This window comes from Gordonia hydrophobica NBRC 16057, from assembly GCF_001592365.1.
Classification (GTDB): domain Bacteria; phylum Actinomycetota; class Actinomycetes; order Mycobacteriales; family Mycobacteriaceae; genus Gordonia; species Gordonia hydrophobica.
The window spans coordinates 125,637-143,895 of record NZ_BCWU01000012.1 but is presented as its reverse complement, the minus strand read 5'-3'; the positions used below and the strand labels follow the sequence as shown (position 1 = coordinate 143,895).

Sequence of the window (18,259 nt, the reverse complement as noted above, 5' to 3'; positions counted from 1 at the left end):
GGCTCACAGTTTCATAGAGTTACGGCGGCTATAGCGGTGGGGAAACGCCCGGTCCCATTCCGAACCCGGAAGCTAAGCCCACCTGCGCCGATGGTACTGCACTGTAATGGGTGTGGGAGAGTAGGACACCGCCGAACACAACATTCCCGGGGAGCCCCCGACCGTATGGTCGGGGGCTCCCCTGCATTCCCCGGGCCGGCACCCGGCGGCGGCCCGACGTTGATTGCCCCCTCACGTTGATCGCGCCTTACGGTGATCGAGTACCCCGTCCCACACGTTGATCGAGTAGCCGCACCTCTACGTTGATCGCGTAGCCCGTCTCGACGGTGATCGAGTGGCCCGCCCCTACGTTGATCGAGTAGCCGCCTGCGAGCGCAGCGAGCAAGCTGCGTATCGAGATCGCCGCGGACGCCCGACTGGACAAGCGTGCGCACGAGCCCCAGCCCGCGGCGGTCTCGATTCTCGTCGGCGCTCACTACGTTCGCGGCGGCGAACTCGACCAACGTGGAGGGGGAGGCGTCCCCTTTACGTTGATCGAGTAGCGGCCTGGGAGCGCAGCGAGCAAGCTGCGTATCGAGATCGCCGCGAACGCCCGGCTGGATATGCGGGTGTTTCAGCGGGTGCCTGCGGCGGTCTCGATTCTCGTCGACGCTCACTACGTTCGCGGCGTTGAACTCGACCAACGTGGAGGGGGAGGCGTCCCCTCGAACTCGACCAACGTCCCGTACGTTGATCGAGTAGCTGCCTGGGAGCGGAGCGAGCAAGCTGCGTATCGAGATCGCCTCGGACGCCCGGCTGGGTATGCGGGTGTTTCAGCGGGTGCCTGCGGCGGTCTCGATTCTCGGCGACGCTCACTGCGTTCGCGGCGTTGAACTCGACCAACGTCGGGGAGGCGTCCACTCGAACTCGACCAACGTATGGGTAGGCGTCCCCGTACGTTGATCGAGTAGCTGCCTGGGAGCGGAGCGAGCAAGCGGCGTATCGAGATCGCCTCGGACGCCCGGCTGGATATGCGTGTTCTTCAGCGGGGTGCCTGCGGCGGTCTCGATTCTCGGCGACGCTCACTGCGTTCGCGGCGTCGAACTCGACCAACGTATGGGTAGGCGTCCCCGTACGTTGATCGAGTAGCTGCCTGGGAGCGGAGCGAGCAAGCGGCGTATCGAGATCGCCTCGGACGCCCGGCTGGATATGCGTGTTGTCCAGCCCCAGCCTGCGGCGGTCTCGATTCTCGTCGACGCTCACTGCGTTCGCGGCGTCGAACTCGACCAACGTAAGGGGAGCAGCGGCGTCGAACTCGACCAACTTAGAGGGTGCAGCGGCGTCGAGCTCGACGGCGGTGTCGCTATTTTGTTCGGGCCGCGTCCAGGCGGCGGAGGGCGGGTTTGTCTATCTTGCCTACCGGGTTCTTCGGGACGTCGTCGAGGACGGTGATCTCCACGGGGACCTTGATCAGTGCCAGGCGCTGCTTCAGGTCGGCCTCGATCTCGGAGGGCGTCACTGTCGCGCCCTCCCGGAGGGAGAGGTACGCCACGGGGATCTCGCCTAAGACGTCGTGAGGGCGGCCGATGACGGCGGCTTCGAACACTCCGTCGTTGTGATAGATCTGTGCTTCGATCTCCTTCGGATAGATGTTCTCGCCGCCCCTGATGATCATGTCCTTCACCCGGTCGACCAGCTGGAGATAGCCGTCCTCGTCGAGGCGACCCACGTCGCCTGTTCGGAGCCAGCCGTCGACGATGGTGTCGGCCGTGGCCTCGGGGCGATTGAGGTAGCCGGCCATCACGACGTCGCCGGCGATCAAGACCTCTCCCGTCTGACCTGGCTCGACGTCGTTGAGTTCATGGTCGACGATCCGGATCCGCTGACCGGGGAGCGGGGGACCGACTGTTCCCGGCTTCCGCAGGCCGACGAGCGGATTGATCGCAGACGCGGTGGTCGTCTCGGACAGCCCGTACCCCTCCACGATCGGGACCTGGAAGCGGGTCTCGAACCGCTCGATGAGATCGGTGGGCATCGGCGCGGCGCCACAGATGCCGAACCGTAGGGAACCGGTATCCGGAACCACATCGTCGGGCAGCGCCGAGAGCATCGCGTAGATCGCGGGCACCGCCGAGAAGTAGGTTGGCCGGTGCTTCTCGACAGCGGGGAAGAACTGTTCGGGACGGAACCGTCCGACGATCGTGGCGCACCCACCTGCCCGAAGCGGACTGAGCACACCGAGCACCACGCCGTTCGCGTGGAACAGCGGCAGGACCAGCAGACTGTGTTCGGCGTCGGTGAACTGGAAGTGGTCGACGAAGGTCGCCGTCATCGCGTCGATGTTCCCGTGAGTGATCATCACCCCCTTCGGGGTTCCCGTGGTGCCTGCGGTGTAGATGAGAAGCGCGAGGTCGGTCCCGGAGACGGAGACCGGATCGGCGGCACCAGACGACGCCGCGAGCAACTCGTCGCAGGTGATCAGAGAGACGTCAGGGATGCTGACCTCACTGTCGGTGACCAACACCCGGACTCCGGCGTCCCGGATCTGAAACTCGGCCTCTTGATCGGCGAGGGCCGGGTTGACCGGCGTGACGGCGGCCCCGAGCCGCCATGCGGCGAACAGCGCCACGACCAGCTCCACCCGGTTCGGCAGGAGCACGCCAACCACACCGCCCGGACCGACGCCCGCGTCGCGCAGTCGACGGGCAGCGGTTGCGACCGCGGACTCGAACTCGCGGTTGGTCAGACTGAGGCGATCGTCGTCGACGGCGGGCGCCTCGGGCGCCGCGGCCGCGCGTGATTGTGGCAGCGCCGGAACCACCACGTTCTGCGTCTCGGTCATTGGTGGACCGTCACGATGGGCGGCGCGATGAACCCGAACGACCGGAGCACGCCCTCGAGGACTCGGTGGCCGAACGCCTGGCAGCCCGACGCCAGCCCCACGCGCAGCGGCGGCTGCTGGAGCAGGGAGTACGCGGCATACGCCTGGAGCAGACCGGTCTGCTGATAGTTGTTGTTTCCGTGGATCACGACCTCCACGTGCGCCAGCGGTCCCGAGGCGTGAACCGAATCCAGCGACTTGTTGAGGCGAGGGTTCTCACGCGGGGGCATCGTGTTCATCACCTGCGCGGCGACGGCGTCGAGCGTGGCGTCGCGCTCCTCCGGTGACATGTCCTTGGTCGCCTCGAGAGCGTCGGCGACGATGACCGGAACGTTCTGCATGAGCGCCGCATTGAACACCCCGCCCTGAGACTTGCAGTTCGCCACCCGGGGATCGTGCTTGAACCACACCGGGTGCGACGTGCCGCCCCACGGCAACGACTGCGCCAACTCGTGCTGGCCCGGCACCACCAACGGGACCAGCCCCTGCGTGGGGTCGAACGGAACGTACTGATTCTGCTCCAGGTAGTACGCCGCACCGCCCGCCGCATTGACGAGGATGGTGCGCGTGGAGGCGATCGTGGGACTGCCGCCCCAGAACACCGCGATGTCGAGCGTGTCGACTCCCGGCGTCTCCAAGGCGATCTGGGCGGCGATCTCGCCCGTGGTGTACATCTGCGCGATGCCGGGGGAGAGCAGCAGGTTGGCCGCAGCGAAGTCGGCGCTGTACTTCTCGTCGCAGTGAATCAGCCAGTCCTGTTCGCCGGTCGTGTCCGTGTAGTGAGCGCCCGCGGCCAGCGCAGCACGCACGACGACGTCGCCGTTCTTGATGAACGGACCGACGGTGTTGAGAACGACGGAGCTCCCGCGGAACAGCTCGGTCAGCGCCTCCACGGTGTGCTCGACGGCGACCACCTCGTGATCGGCGGTCTCGATGCCGGGCACATGGGAGGACATCGACTCGGTGAGCCGCTCCTCGTTGCGGCCGGCCGCGGTGAACGGAACGTTGTACTGACGAAGGAACTCACAGACGAGGCGGCCGGTGTATCCGGAAGCGCCGTAGACGACGACTGGCTTATTGCTCATGACTTCTCCTGCGTTCGTTACTGAGTGGGTCGGGATGGCAGAACTGGGCTCCGGTCACATGCCCATGCCGCCGTCGACGGGCAGACCGATCCCGTTGACGAAGCGGGCGGCGTCGGAGGCGAGAAAGACCACGGCGTCGGCCATGTCGCGGACTTCGCCGAGTCGGCCGCTCGGTGTGAGCCCGACGACCGCCTCGACGGCTTCGTCCGCTGACCCGAAGAGGCCCAGCTCGGCCATGTCGGAGGCCAGGCCTGCGCCCATCGCCGTCGGGACCAGTCCGGGGTAGATGCAGTTCACGCGCACGCCGTAGCCGAGCTTGCCCGCCTCCATGGCGGCCACGCGTGTCATGCGGTCGATGGCAGACTTGGTGGCGGAGTAGATCGCGATGCCGGGGAAGGCGATGGTCGCTGCGACCGATGCGACGCTGATGATGGTGCCGCCACTACCGCCGGCACCGCCCGGCCGCATGGTTCGCAGACCGTGTTTGATGCCGAGCGCTGTGCCGAGCACGTTCACATCGAGTTGGCGTCGGATGTCGTCGACCTCGACCTCGCTCATCAGCCCGGTGATCTCGATGCCTGCGTTGTTGACCAAGACGTCGAGCCCGCCGAGGGTGGACGTGGTGGACTCGAGCGCGGCGACCCAGCTCGACTCGTCGGTCACGTCCAGGTGCACGGCGCCGTGCCCGTCGCCCAGCGACGTTGCGACGGACTGGGCGGCATCGGTCTGCAGATCGCCGATCACCACCGACGCTCCGGCGGCGGCGAGGGCGCGAGCCATCCCCTCGCCGAGTCCTTGGGCGCCGCCGGTCACGAGTGCGCGACGGCCGGTCAGATCGAAAGCGTTCATGGCGAATCTCCTCGGGGTACGAGTCGAGCTTTTCTGGTGGTGTGGATCACACTAGTCGGTTTTGGACAGTCGTCAAGAAAACATTTGACGATTGTCATAAGAAAGTGGGCCGACTGGTCGATATGCGAGGTGAGAGGGCTATGCTGAACCCAGAAGCCGACGAGAATGCGTGAGGAGGTGCGCCGTGGCGACGGACTCGACAGAGGTCGAACAGGTGCTTCCTCCGGCTGCGCGCAGCGCTGCCCGGCGTGCCGACAAGGTGGCGGCCAAGCGCGACGAACTCGCCCGTGCGGCACGAAAGACGTTGTCGGAGCTCGGATATGCGGGCACCAGCCTCCGCGAGATCGCCGCGAACTCCGAGTACAGCCACGGCGTCCTGCATTACTACTTCAGCGACAAGCTCGATCTCATCGCGCACTGCGTGCACCTGTACAAGGCCGAGTGCGTGGCGTCGTACGACGGCATCATCGACGAGTCCGAGGGGGAGGGTGCGGCGGAAGCGCTGCGCCGCCGATTCGCGGATCGGCTCGCCGAGACCATGGAGCACGACCTCCCGACGCACAAGCTCTGGTACGACCTCCGCATGCAGGCCGTGTTCGAGCGGACGTTGGTCGAGGACGTCCGGGCGATCGACGATGAGCTGGAGTCGATGGTCTGGCGCGTGGTCAGCCGGTACGCGGAACTGGCGGGCGGAGAGCCGATCATGGACGCGGCCGGTGTCTACGCGGCGCTCGACGGACCGTTCGAACGGGCTGTCCGCCGTCGCTGCGACGGCGAGCAGGATGCCGCCGCGGAGCTGTCCCGCCAACTGCACGCACTGCTCGGCGTCCTGGTACGGCGCACCGACGTCGCGCAGTGACCGGCCGCGGCGTCACGGTGGGCCGATAGCATGGGTGACATGGCGATCAGCAGGCCCGCCGACGCGGCGGAACAAGTGCACAAAGCGCCGCGCGCGCGGATGACGGGAGCACAGCGTCGCCTGCAGCTCATCGAGGTGGCGCGCGGTCTGTTCGCCGAGCGGGGGTTCGAAGGCACGTCGATCGAGGAGATCGCGCAGCGGGCCGGCGTCTCCAAACCGATCGTGTACGAGCACTTCGGCGGCAAGGAGGGCTTGTATGCCGTCGTCGTCGACCGGGAGATGGAGACCCTCCTGGAGATGGTCACGTCGTCGCTCACCAAGAACCGGTCGCTGTACCGGATCCAGCAGGTCGCGCTCGCGTTGCTGACGTACATGGAGGAACGGACCGACGGATTCCGGATTCTGGTACGCGGCGAGTCGACCAGCGGCGACGACGACACCCGCTACTCGAGCCTGCTGAACGACGCCATCAGCCAAGTGGAGCACATCCTCGCGGGCGATTTCGAACGCCGCGGATTCGATCCGGGTCTCGCGCCGTTGTATGCGCAGGCGCTGGTCGGAATGGTGTCGGTGACCGCGCAGTGGTGGCTGGACGTCCGCGAACCGGAGAAGGAGGTCGTCGCCGCGCATCTGGTCAATCTGTGCTGGAACGGCCTGACTCGACTCGACCCGTCACCGGTGCTCGTCGATTCCGAATACAAGGAGTCGACGACCCCTACCGTGCACCCGGACTTGACCTAGCGCGACGTCGGTCGACGTACGCGCCGACACCCCACAGCACGACCGCCAGGGCACCGGTCGACAAGACCTGGTTGCGCACCGAGTCGGTGGTGAGGCCCAGTACGACGATCGCGCCGAGCGCGACCAGCGTGAGGATCGTCAGGTACGGGTAGCCCCACATCTTCATCGGCAGGACCGTGCCCGCGCGATCGGCGCGCCTGCGGAGGACGAACTGTGCGGACGCGATGGCGATCCAGGTGACCAGGAGCGTCGAACCGACCATCGACAGCAGTCGTTCGAGGACCTCGTCGCCCCAGAAGTACGTGGCCGGAACCATCAGGAACCCGACGACGATACTGGCCAGCACGGCAGGCACGGGCACACCGTTCTTCGCGGTCCGCGTGGCGAGATTCGGCGCCATCCCGCGGTCGGACAGCGAGAACAGCATGCGTGATGCGCCGTACAGGTTGACGTTCAACGACGACAGCAACGCGATGACGATAATCGCGCCCATGGTGCTCGCGACGGCGGGCAGACCCGCCTGCTCCAGCACGCCTTCGAACGGGCCGCCTTGGATTCGCGGATCGTCCGACGGCAGGACCAGCATGATCACCGCGACGGAGCCGACGTAAAAGATCAGAATGCGCCAGACGATGGTGCGGATCGCCTTGGTGACGCTCGGTCCGGGGTCGGCGGTCTCGGCCGCCGCGACCGCGATGATCTCGATGCCGCCGAAGGCGAACGCGATCACCAGCAGGGCCGCGGCGATCCCGCCGACACCGTGCGGCAGGAATTCTCCGGGATTGGTCAGTCCCGGCGACGGCTCCGACGTCCAGCCGAACAGATACGCCGCGCCGATGATCAGGAACACGACGATCGCCACGATCTTGATCAGCGAGAACCAGAACTCGAGCTCACCGAAGTTCGAGACGCCGCTCAAGTTCAAGACGGTGAAGACGATCATGAAGACCAACGCCCACGCCCACGCGGGCATGATGCCGACCAGGCCGCTGAGCGTCGACGCGGCGGCCAGCGCTTCGGCGGCGACCACGATGGTCATCTGGATCCACCAGAGCCACCCCATCATGAAGCCGGCGCCCGGGCCGAGCGCCTGGCCCACGTAATGCGAGAACGCACCCGGATTCGGGTCGGCGGCCGCGAGTTCGCCGAGCATCCGCATCACCGACACGATGATCAAACCGATCACCCCGTACGCGACCAGTGCCGCGGGGCCTGCGAGGGCGATTCCCTGCCCGGATCCGACGAACAGGCCCGCCCCGATGGCTGATCCCAGGCTCATCATCACCAAGTGGCGCGGCTTGAGCCCGCCGTGCAACCGACGCTCGTCGACCACATCCAAGCGTTCTGGTTCGGAATTTTCCACCACCCGAGCGTAGTGGCCGGGCGGTGCTGGCAAAATCACCCCATGCCGCGCATCCGACCAGCAACCGTCGACGACTGCCCCGCCATCGCCGAGATCTATCGCCACTACGTCGAGAACTCGGTGGCGACGTTCGACGTGGAGTCCCTCGCCGTCGACGAATGGGCGCGCAAACTCGAGCACATCGTCGCGGTGGGACAGCCGTTCCTGGTGGTCGAGAACCTCGAGGACGATGCGCTGCCGACCGGTGTGCTCGGCTACGCGTACCTCGGGACGTACCGGGGAAAAGACGGCTGGAAGCACACTGCGGAAGACAGCATCTACCTTCGGCCGGAAGCCGCAGGCCGGGGACTGGGGAAGTGGTTGCTGCAGGCGCTGCTCGACGCGACCGATCGCGGCGTGACGCGCAACGTCATGGCGGTGATCTCCGACGAGGTGCCGGGGTCGATCGCCCTGCACCGCACCGTGGGTTTCGTCGAGGTGGGACGGACCCCGGCCGTCGGATTCAAGTTCGACCGCTGGATCGGCGTCGTCTACATGCACTACGCGATCGCGGAATGAGTCGCGACGCGGGTTCTTCGGAGTACGACACTCGGTAGTACCCTGGGTACCGTGCTGATCCGCCCGACGCGAGCCGGTGCGCAGGTCCCCGCGACCGCGCATGGTCTGTTGGCGGCCGTGGTCTCACTGATCCTCGGCGTCACCGCGCACTCGCTCGGCGGCGGCCACCTCCCGACGGCTCTGCAACTCGCGACCGTGGCCGGACTCGCAACGTGCGTCGGCCTGGTGCGCGCGGCACAGCTGCGCGGCGTCGAACGGGCGCGCGCTCGCGGCCGACTGCGGATCTCGCTGACCGGAACGGCCGCGGCACTCGCCGGCGGACAGGCGGGCGCGCACCTCGTTCTCGCGCTGCTCGACGGCCACGGAATGCACGGTGCGCTGGTGCCGGGACCGGTCATGCTCGGCTGGCACGTTCTGGCGATCCCGGCCGCGGCCGCGGTACTCGTCGTCGCCGAGCGGCTGCACCGCGCCTGCGGTGCGGGCCTGGCCCGGATGTGGCGACTGGTCTCCATCCCCGTCGGCGTCGACGATGCACCGTCAGTGCCGGTCGACCCGCAGGTCCGAGCACCCCGACATGCGGCCCCGATGGTCGCCGCCGCGGGAGTCCGCGGCCCTCCGTTGCACGTCTGATCCCCTTTCCCGTCCCGACCTCGATTCCGGCGTCGGGAATCAGACTTTGCACAAAGGAAGTTCTTCCATGGCGATTCGCCGTCTCTTCACTCGTTCCCTCGTTCGATCCGCCGCGCTCGTCGCGGCCGCCCTCCTGCTCGTCGTCGGCCTCGCGGCCTGCGGCGACGACGACACCGCCGATGCGCCCGACGCGAAGGCGATCACCGTTTCCGACCAGTGGGTCAAGGCTGCCGACTCCGGCATGACCGCGGCGTTCGGGACCATCAGCAACTCCTCCGACCGCGACATCCGCATCGTCTCCGCACACACCGACACGGCCCGCACCACCGAGATGCACGAGGTGGTCGACAACGGCTCGGGCGGGACCACCATGCGCCAGAAGGACGGCGGCTTCGTGGTTCCCGCGAACGGTTCGATGGACCTGACTCCGGGCACCGAGCACTTCATGCTGATGGAACTGTCCAAGCCCATCACCACCGGCCAGGACGTGGCCTTCACCATTCGGTTCGAGGACGGGTCGACCATGGAATTCACCGCGCTGGCCCGCGACTTCGACGGTAACCAGGAGAACTACGAGCCCGGCCATGAAGGCATGGACGAATGACCGACCCGCAGCGCGGCCGCGTCTCTCGGCGCACCCTGCTGATGGGCGGCGCCGGTCTCGCCGGCGTCGGGATCGGGGCGGCGGCCGTCGGTGTCGCCGGTCAGGTCTCGACGCCCGCGGACGCACCGGGGACCGGACTGGTGCCGTTCTACGGTCGCCGCCAGGCGGGCGTGGCGACCGCACCGCAGTCGCACGTTCAGCACATCGGGCTCGACCTCGTCGACCCGGGCGACGTCCCCACCCTGCAGGGCGTGCTCAATCTGTGGACGCAGGACGCCTCGCGCCTCACCCAGGCCGGTCCGAGCCTCTCGGACACCGAACCCGAACTCGCGCGAACCGCCAGCCACCTGACGGTGACGGTCGGCGTCGGTGACCGGGTGTTCCGTGCGCCATCGCTCACCGCACTCCGGCCGTCGTGGTTGAAACCGTTGCCGCCCTTCTCCATCGATCGGCTGGATCCGCGGTGGGGGCAGACGGATCTGCTGGTGTCGATCGGGTCCGACGACCCGGTCACGCTCGCGCACGCCACCCGAATGCTGACGGCGTCGGTCCGGCGGAGTGTGCGAGTGCGCTGGGTGCAACGCGGTTTCCGCAACAGCCCGGGCATGGCGTCGGGGACCATGCGCAATCTGTTCGGTCAGGTCGACGGCACCGTGCAACCGCCGTCGGACGGGTTCGATTCGCTGGTTTGGAACGACGGCCGCGAGCAGTCGTGGCTGGCCGACGGCACCAGCCTGGTGTTGCGGCGGATCGCGATGAACATGGACACCTGGGAGGCGCTCGACCGGCACGGTCGCGAACTGTCGGTCGGCCGGACCCTCGACACCGGGGCTCCGTTGACCGGTACCGCGGAGTTCGACGAGCCGGACTTCACCGCGTCGCGCGGCGGCATCACGGTGATCCCGGAGTCGTCGCACATTGCGCGCGCCCACCGTCGTAGCGAGCGGGAACAGATTCTGCGGCGCGCCTACAACTACGACGACCCGCCTGAGCCGGGCTCGGCCGACACGTCGAACAGCGGGCTGCTGTTCGCGGCGTACCAACGTGATCCGGTGGAGCAGTACCTGCCGATCCAGGCGCGACTGGCCGAGCACGACGACCTGAACGTGTGGACCACACCGATCGGGTCGGCGGTGTACGCGATCCTGCCGGGCGCCACGGCGTCGCGGCCGCTCGGTACGTCGTTGTTCGAGGCCGCCGGTGGGCGCAGCGGAGGGCCGCGGCAGAAGTAGACTCTGAACAGTGTCGAACCCTTCTGTGCCGCGACCCTCCCTGTCCGGGCTGACCTCCTTCGCTCTCGGCGACGCCGCATTCGGTGCGATCCGGGAGAAGGCCGGCCAGGCTCAGGTGGACATCACGGCTCCCGATGCTGCGCGACCCCTCGTGGTCGCGCAGCTCGCGGCCGTCTCCGAGGCACCGGTTCTGGTGGTGAGCGCCAACGGTCGTGAGGCCGACGACCTCACCGTCGAGCTGGCAGAGTTCCTCGAACCCGGGCCCAATGGGACGCCGGTGGTCGCGCAGTTCCCGTCGTGGGAGACGCTTCCGCACGAGCGACTCTCGCCCAGCGCCGACACCGTCGGCGCGCGTCTGGCCGTGCTCAGTCGCCTCGCCGATCCGACGGTCGCGCCGCTGCGGGTGGTCGTCGCGACCGTCCGATCGCTGGTACAGCCGATGGCGCCCGGCCTCGGCGCGATGCGTGCGGTCACCTTGCAAGAAGGGGTGGAGGCCGATTTCGACGGTCTCATCGAGCAGTTCGTCGAGATGGCCTACGAGCGGGTCGACATGGTCGGCACCCGCGGCGAGTTCGCCGTCCGCGGCGGTATCCTCGACATCTTCCCGACCACGGCCGACTATCCGGTCCGCGTGGAGTTCTGGGGCGACGAGATCACCGACATCCGGGCGTTCTCCGTCGCCGACCAGCGCACTCAGCCGGAGATCGACACCTCCGTCGTGCAGATCCATCCGTGCCGTGAACTGGTGCTGACCGCGCAGGTCCGTGAGCGCGCGGAACTGCTCGCGGAGTCCACGTCCGACGAGTCGCTGCGTGAGATGCTCGCGAAACTGGCCGCAGGCATCCCCGTCGAGGGGATGGAAGCGCTGATCCCGGCGCTGGTGGACGGTCAGATGGAGATGCTCACCGAGGTGATGCCCGAGGGCACGCGCGTGTTGGTGCTGGATCCGGAGAAGGTCCGGACCCGCGCCGTCGACCTCGCGCGGACCGGTGAGGAATTCCTCGAAGCCTCGTGGAACGCCGCGGCGCTCGGCGCCAGCGCACCCGTCGCCGCAGGTGAGCCGTCGATCGACCTCTCGGCCAGCGCCTATCGCGGCGTCGACGTGGTTCAACGTGAAACACTCGAATCCGGCAAGGCGTGGTGGACCATGAGTCCGCTCTCGACCGGCTCGGGGGACGAGTTGGAACTGGACCTCCAGGCTGGACCGGCCCCGCACGGCGATCCGAGCGAGCTCGCCGAATTGATGCGCGCGCTGCACGCGCAGGTGGCCTCGGGGAGCAAGGCGGCGCTGGTGGCCGCCGGCCGCGGCACCGCGACGCGTTTCGTGGACCGCCTCGGCGAAGCCGAAGTGCCTGCGCGACTGATGGAGCCGGGCGAGGAACTGCCCGACGGCGCCGTCGGCGTCTACCACGGCACCCTGCGGCGCGGCCTGGTGCTGCCGTCCGCGGGACTGGTGATCGCCACCGAGGCCGATGTGACGGGTGCCCGCGTCGTCGGCGCCAAGGACGGTCGACGTCTCCCAGCCAAGCGGCGTAATCAGGTGGATCCGCTCGCCCTCACGGCGGGCGACATGGTGGTCCACGATCAACACGGCATCGGTAAGTTCGTCGAGATGATCGAGCGCACCATCTCGGGTGCGCGGCGCGAGTACCTCGTGATCGAGTACGCGCCGGGCAAGCGCGGCCAGCCGGGCGACCGCCTGTACGTCCCGATGGACTCGCTCGACCAGCTCTCCCGCTACGTCGGCGGCGAATCGCCCAGCCTGTCGAAGCTCGGCGGCTCGGACTGGGCCAACACGAAGAAGAAGGCGCGCAAAGCGGTTCGCGAGATCGCCGGCGAGCTGGTGCAGCTGTACGCCGCCCGGCATGCGGCGCCCGGCTTCGCGTTCAGCACCGACACCCCGTGGCAGCGGGAGATGGAGGACGCGTTCGACTACACCGAGACCGTCGACCAGATGACGGTGATCGGCGAGGTCAAGGCCGATATGGAGAAGCCGATCCCGATGGACCGCGTGGTCGTCGGCGACGTGGGCTACGGCAAGACCGAGATCGCCGTGCGTGCCGCATTCAAGGCCGTGCAGGACGGTAAGCAGGTCGCAGTCCTGGTCCCCACGACCATCCTCGCGGGCCAGCATCTGCAGACCTTCGCCGAGCGGATGGAGGGCTTTCCGGTCACCGTGCGGGGACTGTCGCGCTTCACCGATCCCGCCGAATCCAAGGAGACCATCGCGCAGATGGCGTCCGGCGAAGTCGACATCGTCATCGGCACCCACCGGCTCCTGCAGACCGGGATCCGCTGGAAGGATCTCGGGCTGGTGATCGTCGACGAGGAGCAGCGGTTCGGCGTCGAGCACAAGGAACACATCAAGGCGCTCCGCACGCACGTCGACGTCCTCACCATGTCGGCGACGCCGATTCCGCGCACCCTGGAGATGTCCATGGCGGGCATCCGAGAGATGTCGACCATCCTGACGCCGCCGGAGGAACGACATCCCGTTCTGACGTACGTGGGCGGCTACAAGGAGAAGCAGGTCGCCGCCGCCATTCGTCGTGAGCTGCTGCGCGACGGCCAGGTGTTCTACGTGCACAACCGGGTGTCGACCATCGACAAGACCGCCAAGCAGATCGCGAACATGGTGCCGGAGGCGCGCGTGGTGGTGGCACACGGCCAGATGGGCGAGGAACAGCTCGAACGCACCGTGCAGGGGTTCTGGGACCGCGAGTACGACGTACTGGTCTGCACCACGATCATCGAGACCGGTCTGGACATCTCGAACGCCAACACGCTGATCGTCGACCGTGCCGAGAACTTCGGACTGTCCCAGTTGCACCAGCTCCGCGGCCGTGTGGGTCGTAGTCGCGAGCGCGGGTACGCGTACCTGCTGTACAGCCCGGACAAGCCGCTCACCGAGACGGCGTACGACCGTCTCGCGACCATCGCGCAGAACAACGAGCTCGGTGCGGGCATGGCGGTGGCGCTCAAGGACCTGGAGTTGCGAGGGGCGGGCAACGTGCTCGGCGCCGAGCAGTCCGGGCACGTCGCCGGTGTCGGTTTCGACCTCTACGTGCGGCTGGTCGGCGAGGCCGTCGAGGCCTATCGCGCCGCCGCTGACGGCAAGCCGATCGCCACCGAAGAGAATCTCGAAGTCCGCATCGATCTCCCGGTCGACGCGCACATTCCGGTCGAGTACGTCGAAGCGGATCGGCTCCGTCTCGAGGCCTACCGCAAGCTCGCGTCCGCCACCAGCGACGACGATGTGGATGAGGTGATGACCGAGCTCGTCGACCGCTACGGCGAGCCGCCGGTGCAGACGCAGCGGCTGGCGGCGATCGCCCGGCTGCGGCTGCGCTGCCGCGAGCGCGGGGTCACCGAGATCGGTGTGGCGGGTCAGTCGGTGCGGATCGCGCCGCTGCTGCTTCTCGACAGCCAGCAGGTGCGGATGGCGCGCATGTACTCCTCGGGCAGCTACCGCGCCGCGACGCACATGGTGACCCTCCCGATCCCGCGCACCGGCGGCGTCGGCTCAGCACGCCTCCGCGACACCGAACTGGTGGACTACCTGGTCACGTTCCTGCAGACGATCGTGCCGCTGGAGGCGGTCGCGGTCGGCTAGACCTTCCGCCCCGACAACCCGGCCAACCGATCCATCGCCGGTGCGTCTGCCGGCACGGCCACCGCCGGGCCGAACGACTTGCCTTCGCCCTGGAAGTCCGGCGTCAGCATGTTCGGCGCAAAGGCGAGTGACGCTTCGAGCCCGTCCTCGTCGGGCGACCACGGCAGTCCCGCGGCCTGCGCCAGGTCCCAGCCGTGGACCTGGTACTCCCACAGGATCATCGACGCGGCCATGTCGCCGGGCATGCCGGCGTCGCCGATCTTCAGCGGGTTCGCGAGCGCTGCCGGAAGCAGTTCGGTAAGCCGGGCGGCGTTGCGTCGCACCTGGTCGGCGCCACTTCCCTCGACGGTGACCGCCGCCGGGTCGGAGCAGGTGTGGTCGTCGGCGGCGTAACCGTCGGTGAACGCGGTCAGCCAGCCGACGACGTGGCCGCGCAGCGTCTGGAAGTCGTACTCGGTGCAGGGAGTCGTCGCGGTGGGCGAGGTGTCGGCGGCATCGTCGAGGAGGTGGGCGAGCTGGTCGAGGACGCGGAGGAGAGATGCTGAAGTTTCCATGCTTCGACGGTATGGCCGCAGACCCGGTCTGCTCTTGAATATTCGCGACAGATGGCGGGCGACTATCTCGGCATAGCGCCAAAATCTGTTCTCTCAGGCGCCTTCGACGGCAATGTTCCAGCGGAGGGGCGTCACAAGACAGATTCTGGCAGTAGCGCCGCCACTACGATCGGAACAGTGACCGAGGACGACGAAGTGCGGCCGCAGCTGGACGTCGACGAGTACACGCGCGGCATCCTCGCGCCGGGACGGATGTTCGCGGTGGTCGACTTCGATCGCTATCCGGCGCCGCCGGAACTCGACGGGCTCGTCGAGTGGTTCTGGTCGGTGCGCTGGGACCTTCCCGCGGGTGAGCAGCATCGGCAGCGGGTCCTGTCGTCGCCCGCGGTCAACGTGAGCGTGGGGCTTGCCCCGCCGCCCGGCAATGCGCCGCCGCCCGGTCCGTATCCGCTCGCTGCGATGCTGAACGGCGTCACCACCGACGTCACCGTTCGGACTCTGTCCGGGCGTGGATGGAACTTCGCCGCCAAGACCACCACCGGCGGGTTCGGCGCCTGGGTCGACGACGTCCACGCACTCAACAACACGCACCTGCCGCTGTCGCAGATCCTCGCGGTCGACGACGCTGCACTCTCCGTCCGCGTGGCCGACGCTCCGTTCGGCGCCGATCGCAGGGGACCGATCGCGCACGAGTTGGTGCGGCTGCTGGCGGTCCGGCCGTCGGCCCGGATCGAGCGTGCTCGCGAGGTCGCTGCTGTCGCTGCGGCGGCCGAGCACGACCGGTCCATCCGCACCGTCGATCAACTCGCGCGCCTCGGCGGGATCACGCCGCGAACGCTGCAGCGGATGTTCCTCTCCTGCGCGGGCGTCTCACCGACGTGGGTCATCCGCAGATTCCGACTGATCGAGGCCGCCGAGCGTGTGCGCGACGGTCAGGACCCCGACTGGGCTGGTCTCGCCGCCGATCTCGGCTACGCCGACCAGGCCCACCTGACCCGACACTTCACCGCGACGATCGGAATGTCGCCGGGTGCGTATGCGGCGGGGAACCGGCCAGAGTGAGGGTCAGGGCAGTCCGCGACGCCCTGCCCGGGTAGCAAAACCGTCGAGGGCCTCGAGGATCTCGTCGGATCGCCAGCACCTGTTCCGCTTCATGCCACTGAACTCGGTGACGATTCCGGCCGACTCGAGATCGGCGAGGGCTCGCCGTGCAGCAGATCCGCTGATTCCGAGATCGCGTCGCGCGAATGCTGCATCGATGACCGGTTGGCGCGCAAGCGCGGCGAGGATCTTGTCGCTCGCCGAGGCACGGCGAGCCGGGTGGGTGTCGGCCCACCGTCCGCGGATCGAGCGGATATCTTCGACCAGTCGTCGGCCGTTGGCGACGGCGTCGAATGTCGCCTCGGCAAATGCTTGACAGATCGGTCGCAAGTCGCCGGACCGGTACGCGGTCAGGGCATCGAAGTAGCCGTCGGGATCAGTGAGCAGCCCTGCGGAGATCGGGACGGTGATGTTCCTCGTCAAGCCCTTACCGCGCAGGAGCGCGTGGACCAGTGCGCGACCGGTCCGCCCGTTGCCGTCTGGGAACGGGTGGATGGTTTCGAACTGTGCATGGGCGACAGCGGCTTGGAGGAGCACCGGGACGTCATCACGACTGATGAAGGCAATGAGATCGCTGATGGCAGGCAGGACTCGGTGATCCTGCGGTGGGACGAACTGGGCGGAATGCGGCGTGCGCCCACCGATCCACACGGGTTCCTCACGCCACCGGCCCCCTGGTACTTGAGGATTGTTGTCGCCCAGGAGGGCGTGATGCATAGCGAGGATCGTGTCGGCGTCGAGACGGTCGGACAGCTCGACGGCCGCCTGCATCGCTCGAGTGTTGCCGACGATCTCCGTTGCGTTTCGACGGCTTCGGTCGCCGAGTTCAGCGAGTGCGATGGCTTTGGCCGACGCAGTCACCTGCTCTATCTCAGACGACGACGCGGATTCTGTGCGGAGGAGGACAGCACTGAAAGGGGCGATCTCGCCTCCCATTTCAGCGTCGAAACGCACGATCGTCGCCGATGCCTCATCAAGGAGCGCTGCCAGGGGAACGGGGATTCGGGGTTGTTCGTCCGCGATGGTCGGCGTGACTGTGGAGCGGTAGTCGCCGAATCCGCGGTCGCGGCGAGTGCCGAACTCCGACGGAGTCCACGGTGTGGCCTCATCGGTGACGGCTGGCCAACCGGTATTCGGATCTGATGACATAGCGTGAGGATACGCCCACTTGTTGAATAACCGGGTGTAAGGCGACGGGCAACGCCCACTTCGGTAATCGCTACACCGCGAGCAGCTGATCCCGCACCGGCCGGCCGTCATTCACCAGGGCGTCGCGGATCACCGCGACCTCGGCGTCGGTCGCCTCCAGAAGCGGTGCGCGGACGGCGGCATGCTCGATCACGCCGACCTCGCGGAGCGCGGACTTCGCCGTCACCACGCCCGGCGCGGTCTTCATCAGCGCCGCGGTCAGCGGGCGGACGGCGTCGTTGATCGCGCGGGCGGTCACCAGATCGCCGGCGTCGACCGCGTCGATCAGCGCCAGATGGCGGTCAGCGGCGACGGCACCGACGACGCTCACCAGCCCGGACGCGCCCGCGGCCAGGTACGGGAGATTCAGCTCGTCGATTCCGCAGTAGTAGTCGACGCCGGTCTCGGCCATCACCGACATGGCCTCGAACAGATCGCCCTTCGCATCCTTGACCGCGGCGATCCTCGGGTGGGCGGCGAGCTCGACGATGGTCGTGCGGGCCAACGGGAGTCCGGTGCGACCCGGGATGTCGTAGAGCATCACCGGCAGTTCGGTCGCGTCGGCGATCGCGACGCAGTGCGCGATGACCCCGGCCTGCGACGGCTTCGAGTAGTACGGCGTCACGACCAGCAGGCCGTCGGCGCCGGCCGCCGCGATGGTCTGCGCGGTCCGCACGCTCTTGGCGGTGTGATTGGTGCCGACGCCCACCACCAGTGTGGTCTCCGGACCGGCGCCCTCGCGCACCAGAGTCAACAGTCGGACCAGTTCGGCGGTGTCGAGCGTGGGTGCCTCGCCGGTCGTGCCCGCGACGACGATGCCGTCGCAGCCCGCATCCACCAGATGCTTCGCCACGGCGACGATTCCTGGTTCATCGAGGGAGCCGTCGGGGGTCATGGGAGTCGGCATCGCGACGAGGTTGCGACCGAAGATCGCGCGTGCGGACAGGTGAGGCGAAGTCATGCGTCCATCGTCGCCGCGCCCCACCGTTCACCACAAGCGAGCAGTTATCGTGAGTAATGGT

15 protein-coding genes and 1 rRNA gene are annotated in these 18,259 nt (G+C 67.7%); 9 read left to right on the top strand and 7 right to left on the bottom strand.

Going from position 1 to position 18,259, the window contains the following annotated elements:
- The first annotated feature begins 20 nt into the window (after nucleotides 1–20).
- Nucleotides 21–137, top strand: a 5S ribosomal RNA gene (gene rrf, locus GH2_RS18060).
- Nucleotides 138–1,342: 1,205 nt separating this feature from the next.
- On the opposite strand, the gene GH2_RS18055 is transcribed toward rrf, so the two are convergent.
- The 3 genes from GH2_RS18055 to GH2_RS18045 are packed head-to-tail and all read right to left on the bottom strand — an operon-like array spanning nucleotide 1,343 to nucleotide 4,794.
- Nucleotides 1,343–2,821 (bottom strand): class I adenylate-forming enzyme family protein, encoded by a 1,479-nt coding sequence (locus GH2_RS18055; RefSeq protein WP_084247610.1) that lies wholly within the window; start codon nucleotides 2,819–2,821, stop codon nucleotides 1,343–1,345.
- Entirely contained in the window at nucleotides 2,818–3,945 is a 1,128-nt protein-coding gene (locus GH2_RS18050) for a DUF5938 domain-containing protein (RefSeq protein ID WP_066171298.1), read from the bottom strand. The genes GH2_RS18055 and GH2_RS18050 overlap by 4 nt, the downstream gene beginning before the upstream one ends.
- Nucleotides 3,946–3,999: 54 nt before the next feature.
- Nucleotides 4,000–4,794, bottom strand: coding sequence for an SDR family NAD(P)-dependent oxidoreductase (locus tag GH2_RS18045; protein ID WP_066171295.1), 795 nt, complete (start codon nucleotides 4,792–4,794; stop codon nucleotides 4,000–4,002).
- Between the two features lie 184 nt (nucleotides 4,795–4,978).
- Between GH2_RS18045 and GH2_RS18040 the strand changes: the two genes are divergently transcribed.
- Both GH2_RS18040 and GH2_RS18035 read left to right on the top strand, forming a co-directional pair.
- Nucleotides 4,979–5,653: a TetR/AcrR family transcriptional regulator gene (locus GH2_RS18040; protein ID WP_066171292.1), complete on the top strand. Its 675-nt coding sequence runs from the start codon at nucleotides 4,979–4,981 to the stop codon at nucleotides 5,651–5,653.
- A 39-nt stretch (nucleotides 5,654–5,692) separates the two neighbouring features.
- Nucleotides 5,693–6,394, top strand: a complete 702-nt coding sequence (locus GH2_RS18035) for a TetR/AcrR family transcriptional regulator (protein ID WP_066171360.1) — start codon at nucleotides 5,693–5,695, stop codon at nucleotides 6,392–6,394.
- On the opposite strand, the gene GH2_RS18030 is transcribed toward GH2_RS18035, so the two are convergent.
- Complete coding sequence (locus GH2_RS18030) at nucleotides 6,369–7,757, bottom strand: amino acid permease (protein ID WP_244885426.1); 1,389 nt, start codon at nucleotides 7,755–7,757, stop codon at nucleotides 6,369–6,371. The two genes, GH2_RS18035 and GH2_RS18030, sit on opposite strands and share 26 nt — an antisense overlap.
- Nucleotides 7,758–7,799: 42 nt before the next feature.
- Here GH2_RS18030 and GH2_RS18025 point away from each other — a divergent pair, with 42 nt between their 5' ends.
- The 5 genes from GH2_RS18025 to mfd all read left to right on the top strand — a co-directional run bounded on the left by GH2_RS18025 (nucleotide 7,800) and on the right by mfd (nucleotide 14,394).
- Complete coding sequence (locus tag GH2_RS18025; RefSeq protein ID WP_066171289.1) at nucleotides 7,800–8,315, top strand: GNAT family N-acetyltransferase; 516 nt, start codon at nucleotides 7,800–7,802, stop codon at nucleotides 8,313–8,315.
- 51 nt (nucleotides 8,316–8,366) lie between these two features.
- Entirely contained in the window at nucleotides 8,367–8,945 is a 579-nt protein-coding gene (locus tag GH2_RS18020; protein ID WP_244885424.1) for a hypothetical protein, read from the top strand.
- 67 nt (nucleotides 8,946–9,012) lie between these two features.
- A complete protein-coding gene (locus GH2_RS18015) occupies nucleotides 9,013–9,549 on the top strand; it encodes a copper chaperone PCu(A)C (protein WP_066171286.1) in 537 nt (178 codons plus the stop codon).
- Nucleotides 9,546–10,781: a Dyp-type peroxidase gene (locus GH2_RS18010; protein ID WP_066171283.1), complete on the top strand. Its 1,236-nt coding sequence runs from the start codon at nucleotides 9,546–9,548 to the stop codon at nucleotides 10,779–10,781. Before GH2_RS18015 ends, GH2_RS18010 begins: the two co-directional genes overlap by 4 nt.
- Nucleotides 10,782–10,791: 10 nt before the next feature.
- Nucleotides 10,792–14,394 (top strand): transcription-repair coupling factor, encoded by a 3,603-nt coding sequence (gene mfd, locus GH2_RS18005; RefSeq protein ID WP_084247609.1) that lies wholly within the window; start codon nucleotides 10,792–10,794, stop codon nucleotides 14,392–14,394.
- On the opposite strand, the gene GH2_RS18000 is transcribed toward mfd, so the two are convergent.
- A complete protein-coding gene (locus GH2_RS18000; protein ID WP_066171277.1) occupies nucleotides 14,391–14,948 on the bottom strand; it encodes a TIGR03086 family metal-binding protein in 558 nt (185 codons plus the stop codon). The two genes, mfd and GH2_RS18000, sit on opposite strands and share 4 nt — an antisense overlap.
- A gap of 177 nt (nucleotides 14,949–15,125) precedes the next feature.
- On the opposite strand from GH2_RS18000, the gene GH2_RS17995 reads away from it, so the two are divergent.
- Nucleotides 15,126–16,010: a helix-turn-helix domain-containing protein gene (locus tag GH2_RS17995; RefSeq protein WP_066171274.1), complete on the top strand. Its 885-nt coding sequence runs from the start codon at nucleotides 15,126–15,128 to the stop codon at nucleotides 16,008–16,010.
- Between the two features lie 3 nt (nucleotides 16,011–16,013).
- Here the strand turns inward: GH2_RS17995 and GH2_RS17990 are convergent, their stop codons facing one another.
- Together GH2_RS17990 and dapA are read right to left on the bottom strand one after the other, a co-directional pair.
- A complete protein-coding gene (locus GH2_RS17990) occupies nucleotides 16,014–17,198 on the bottom strand; it encodes a Fic family protein (protein ID WP_066171271.1) in 1,185 nt (394 codons plus the stop codon).
- 70 nt (nucleotides 17,199–17,268) lie between these two features.
- Nucleotides 17,269–18,198, bottom strand: coding sequence for a 4-hydroxy-tetrahydrodipicolinate synthase (gene dapA / locus GH2_RS17985; RefSeq protein WP_066171268.1), 930 nt, complete (start codon nucleotides 18,196–18,198; stop codon nucleotides 17,269–17,271).
- Nucleotides 18,199–18,259 lie beyond the last annotated feature (61 nt).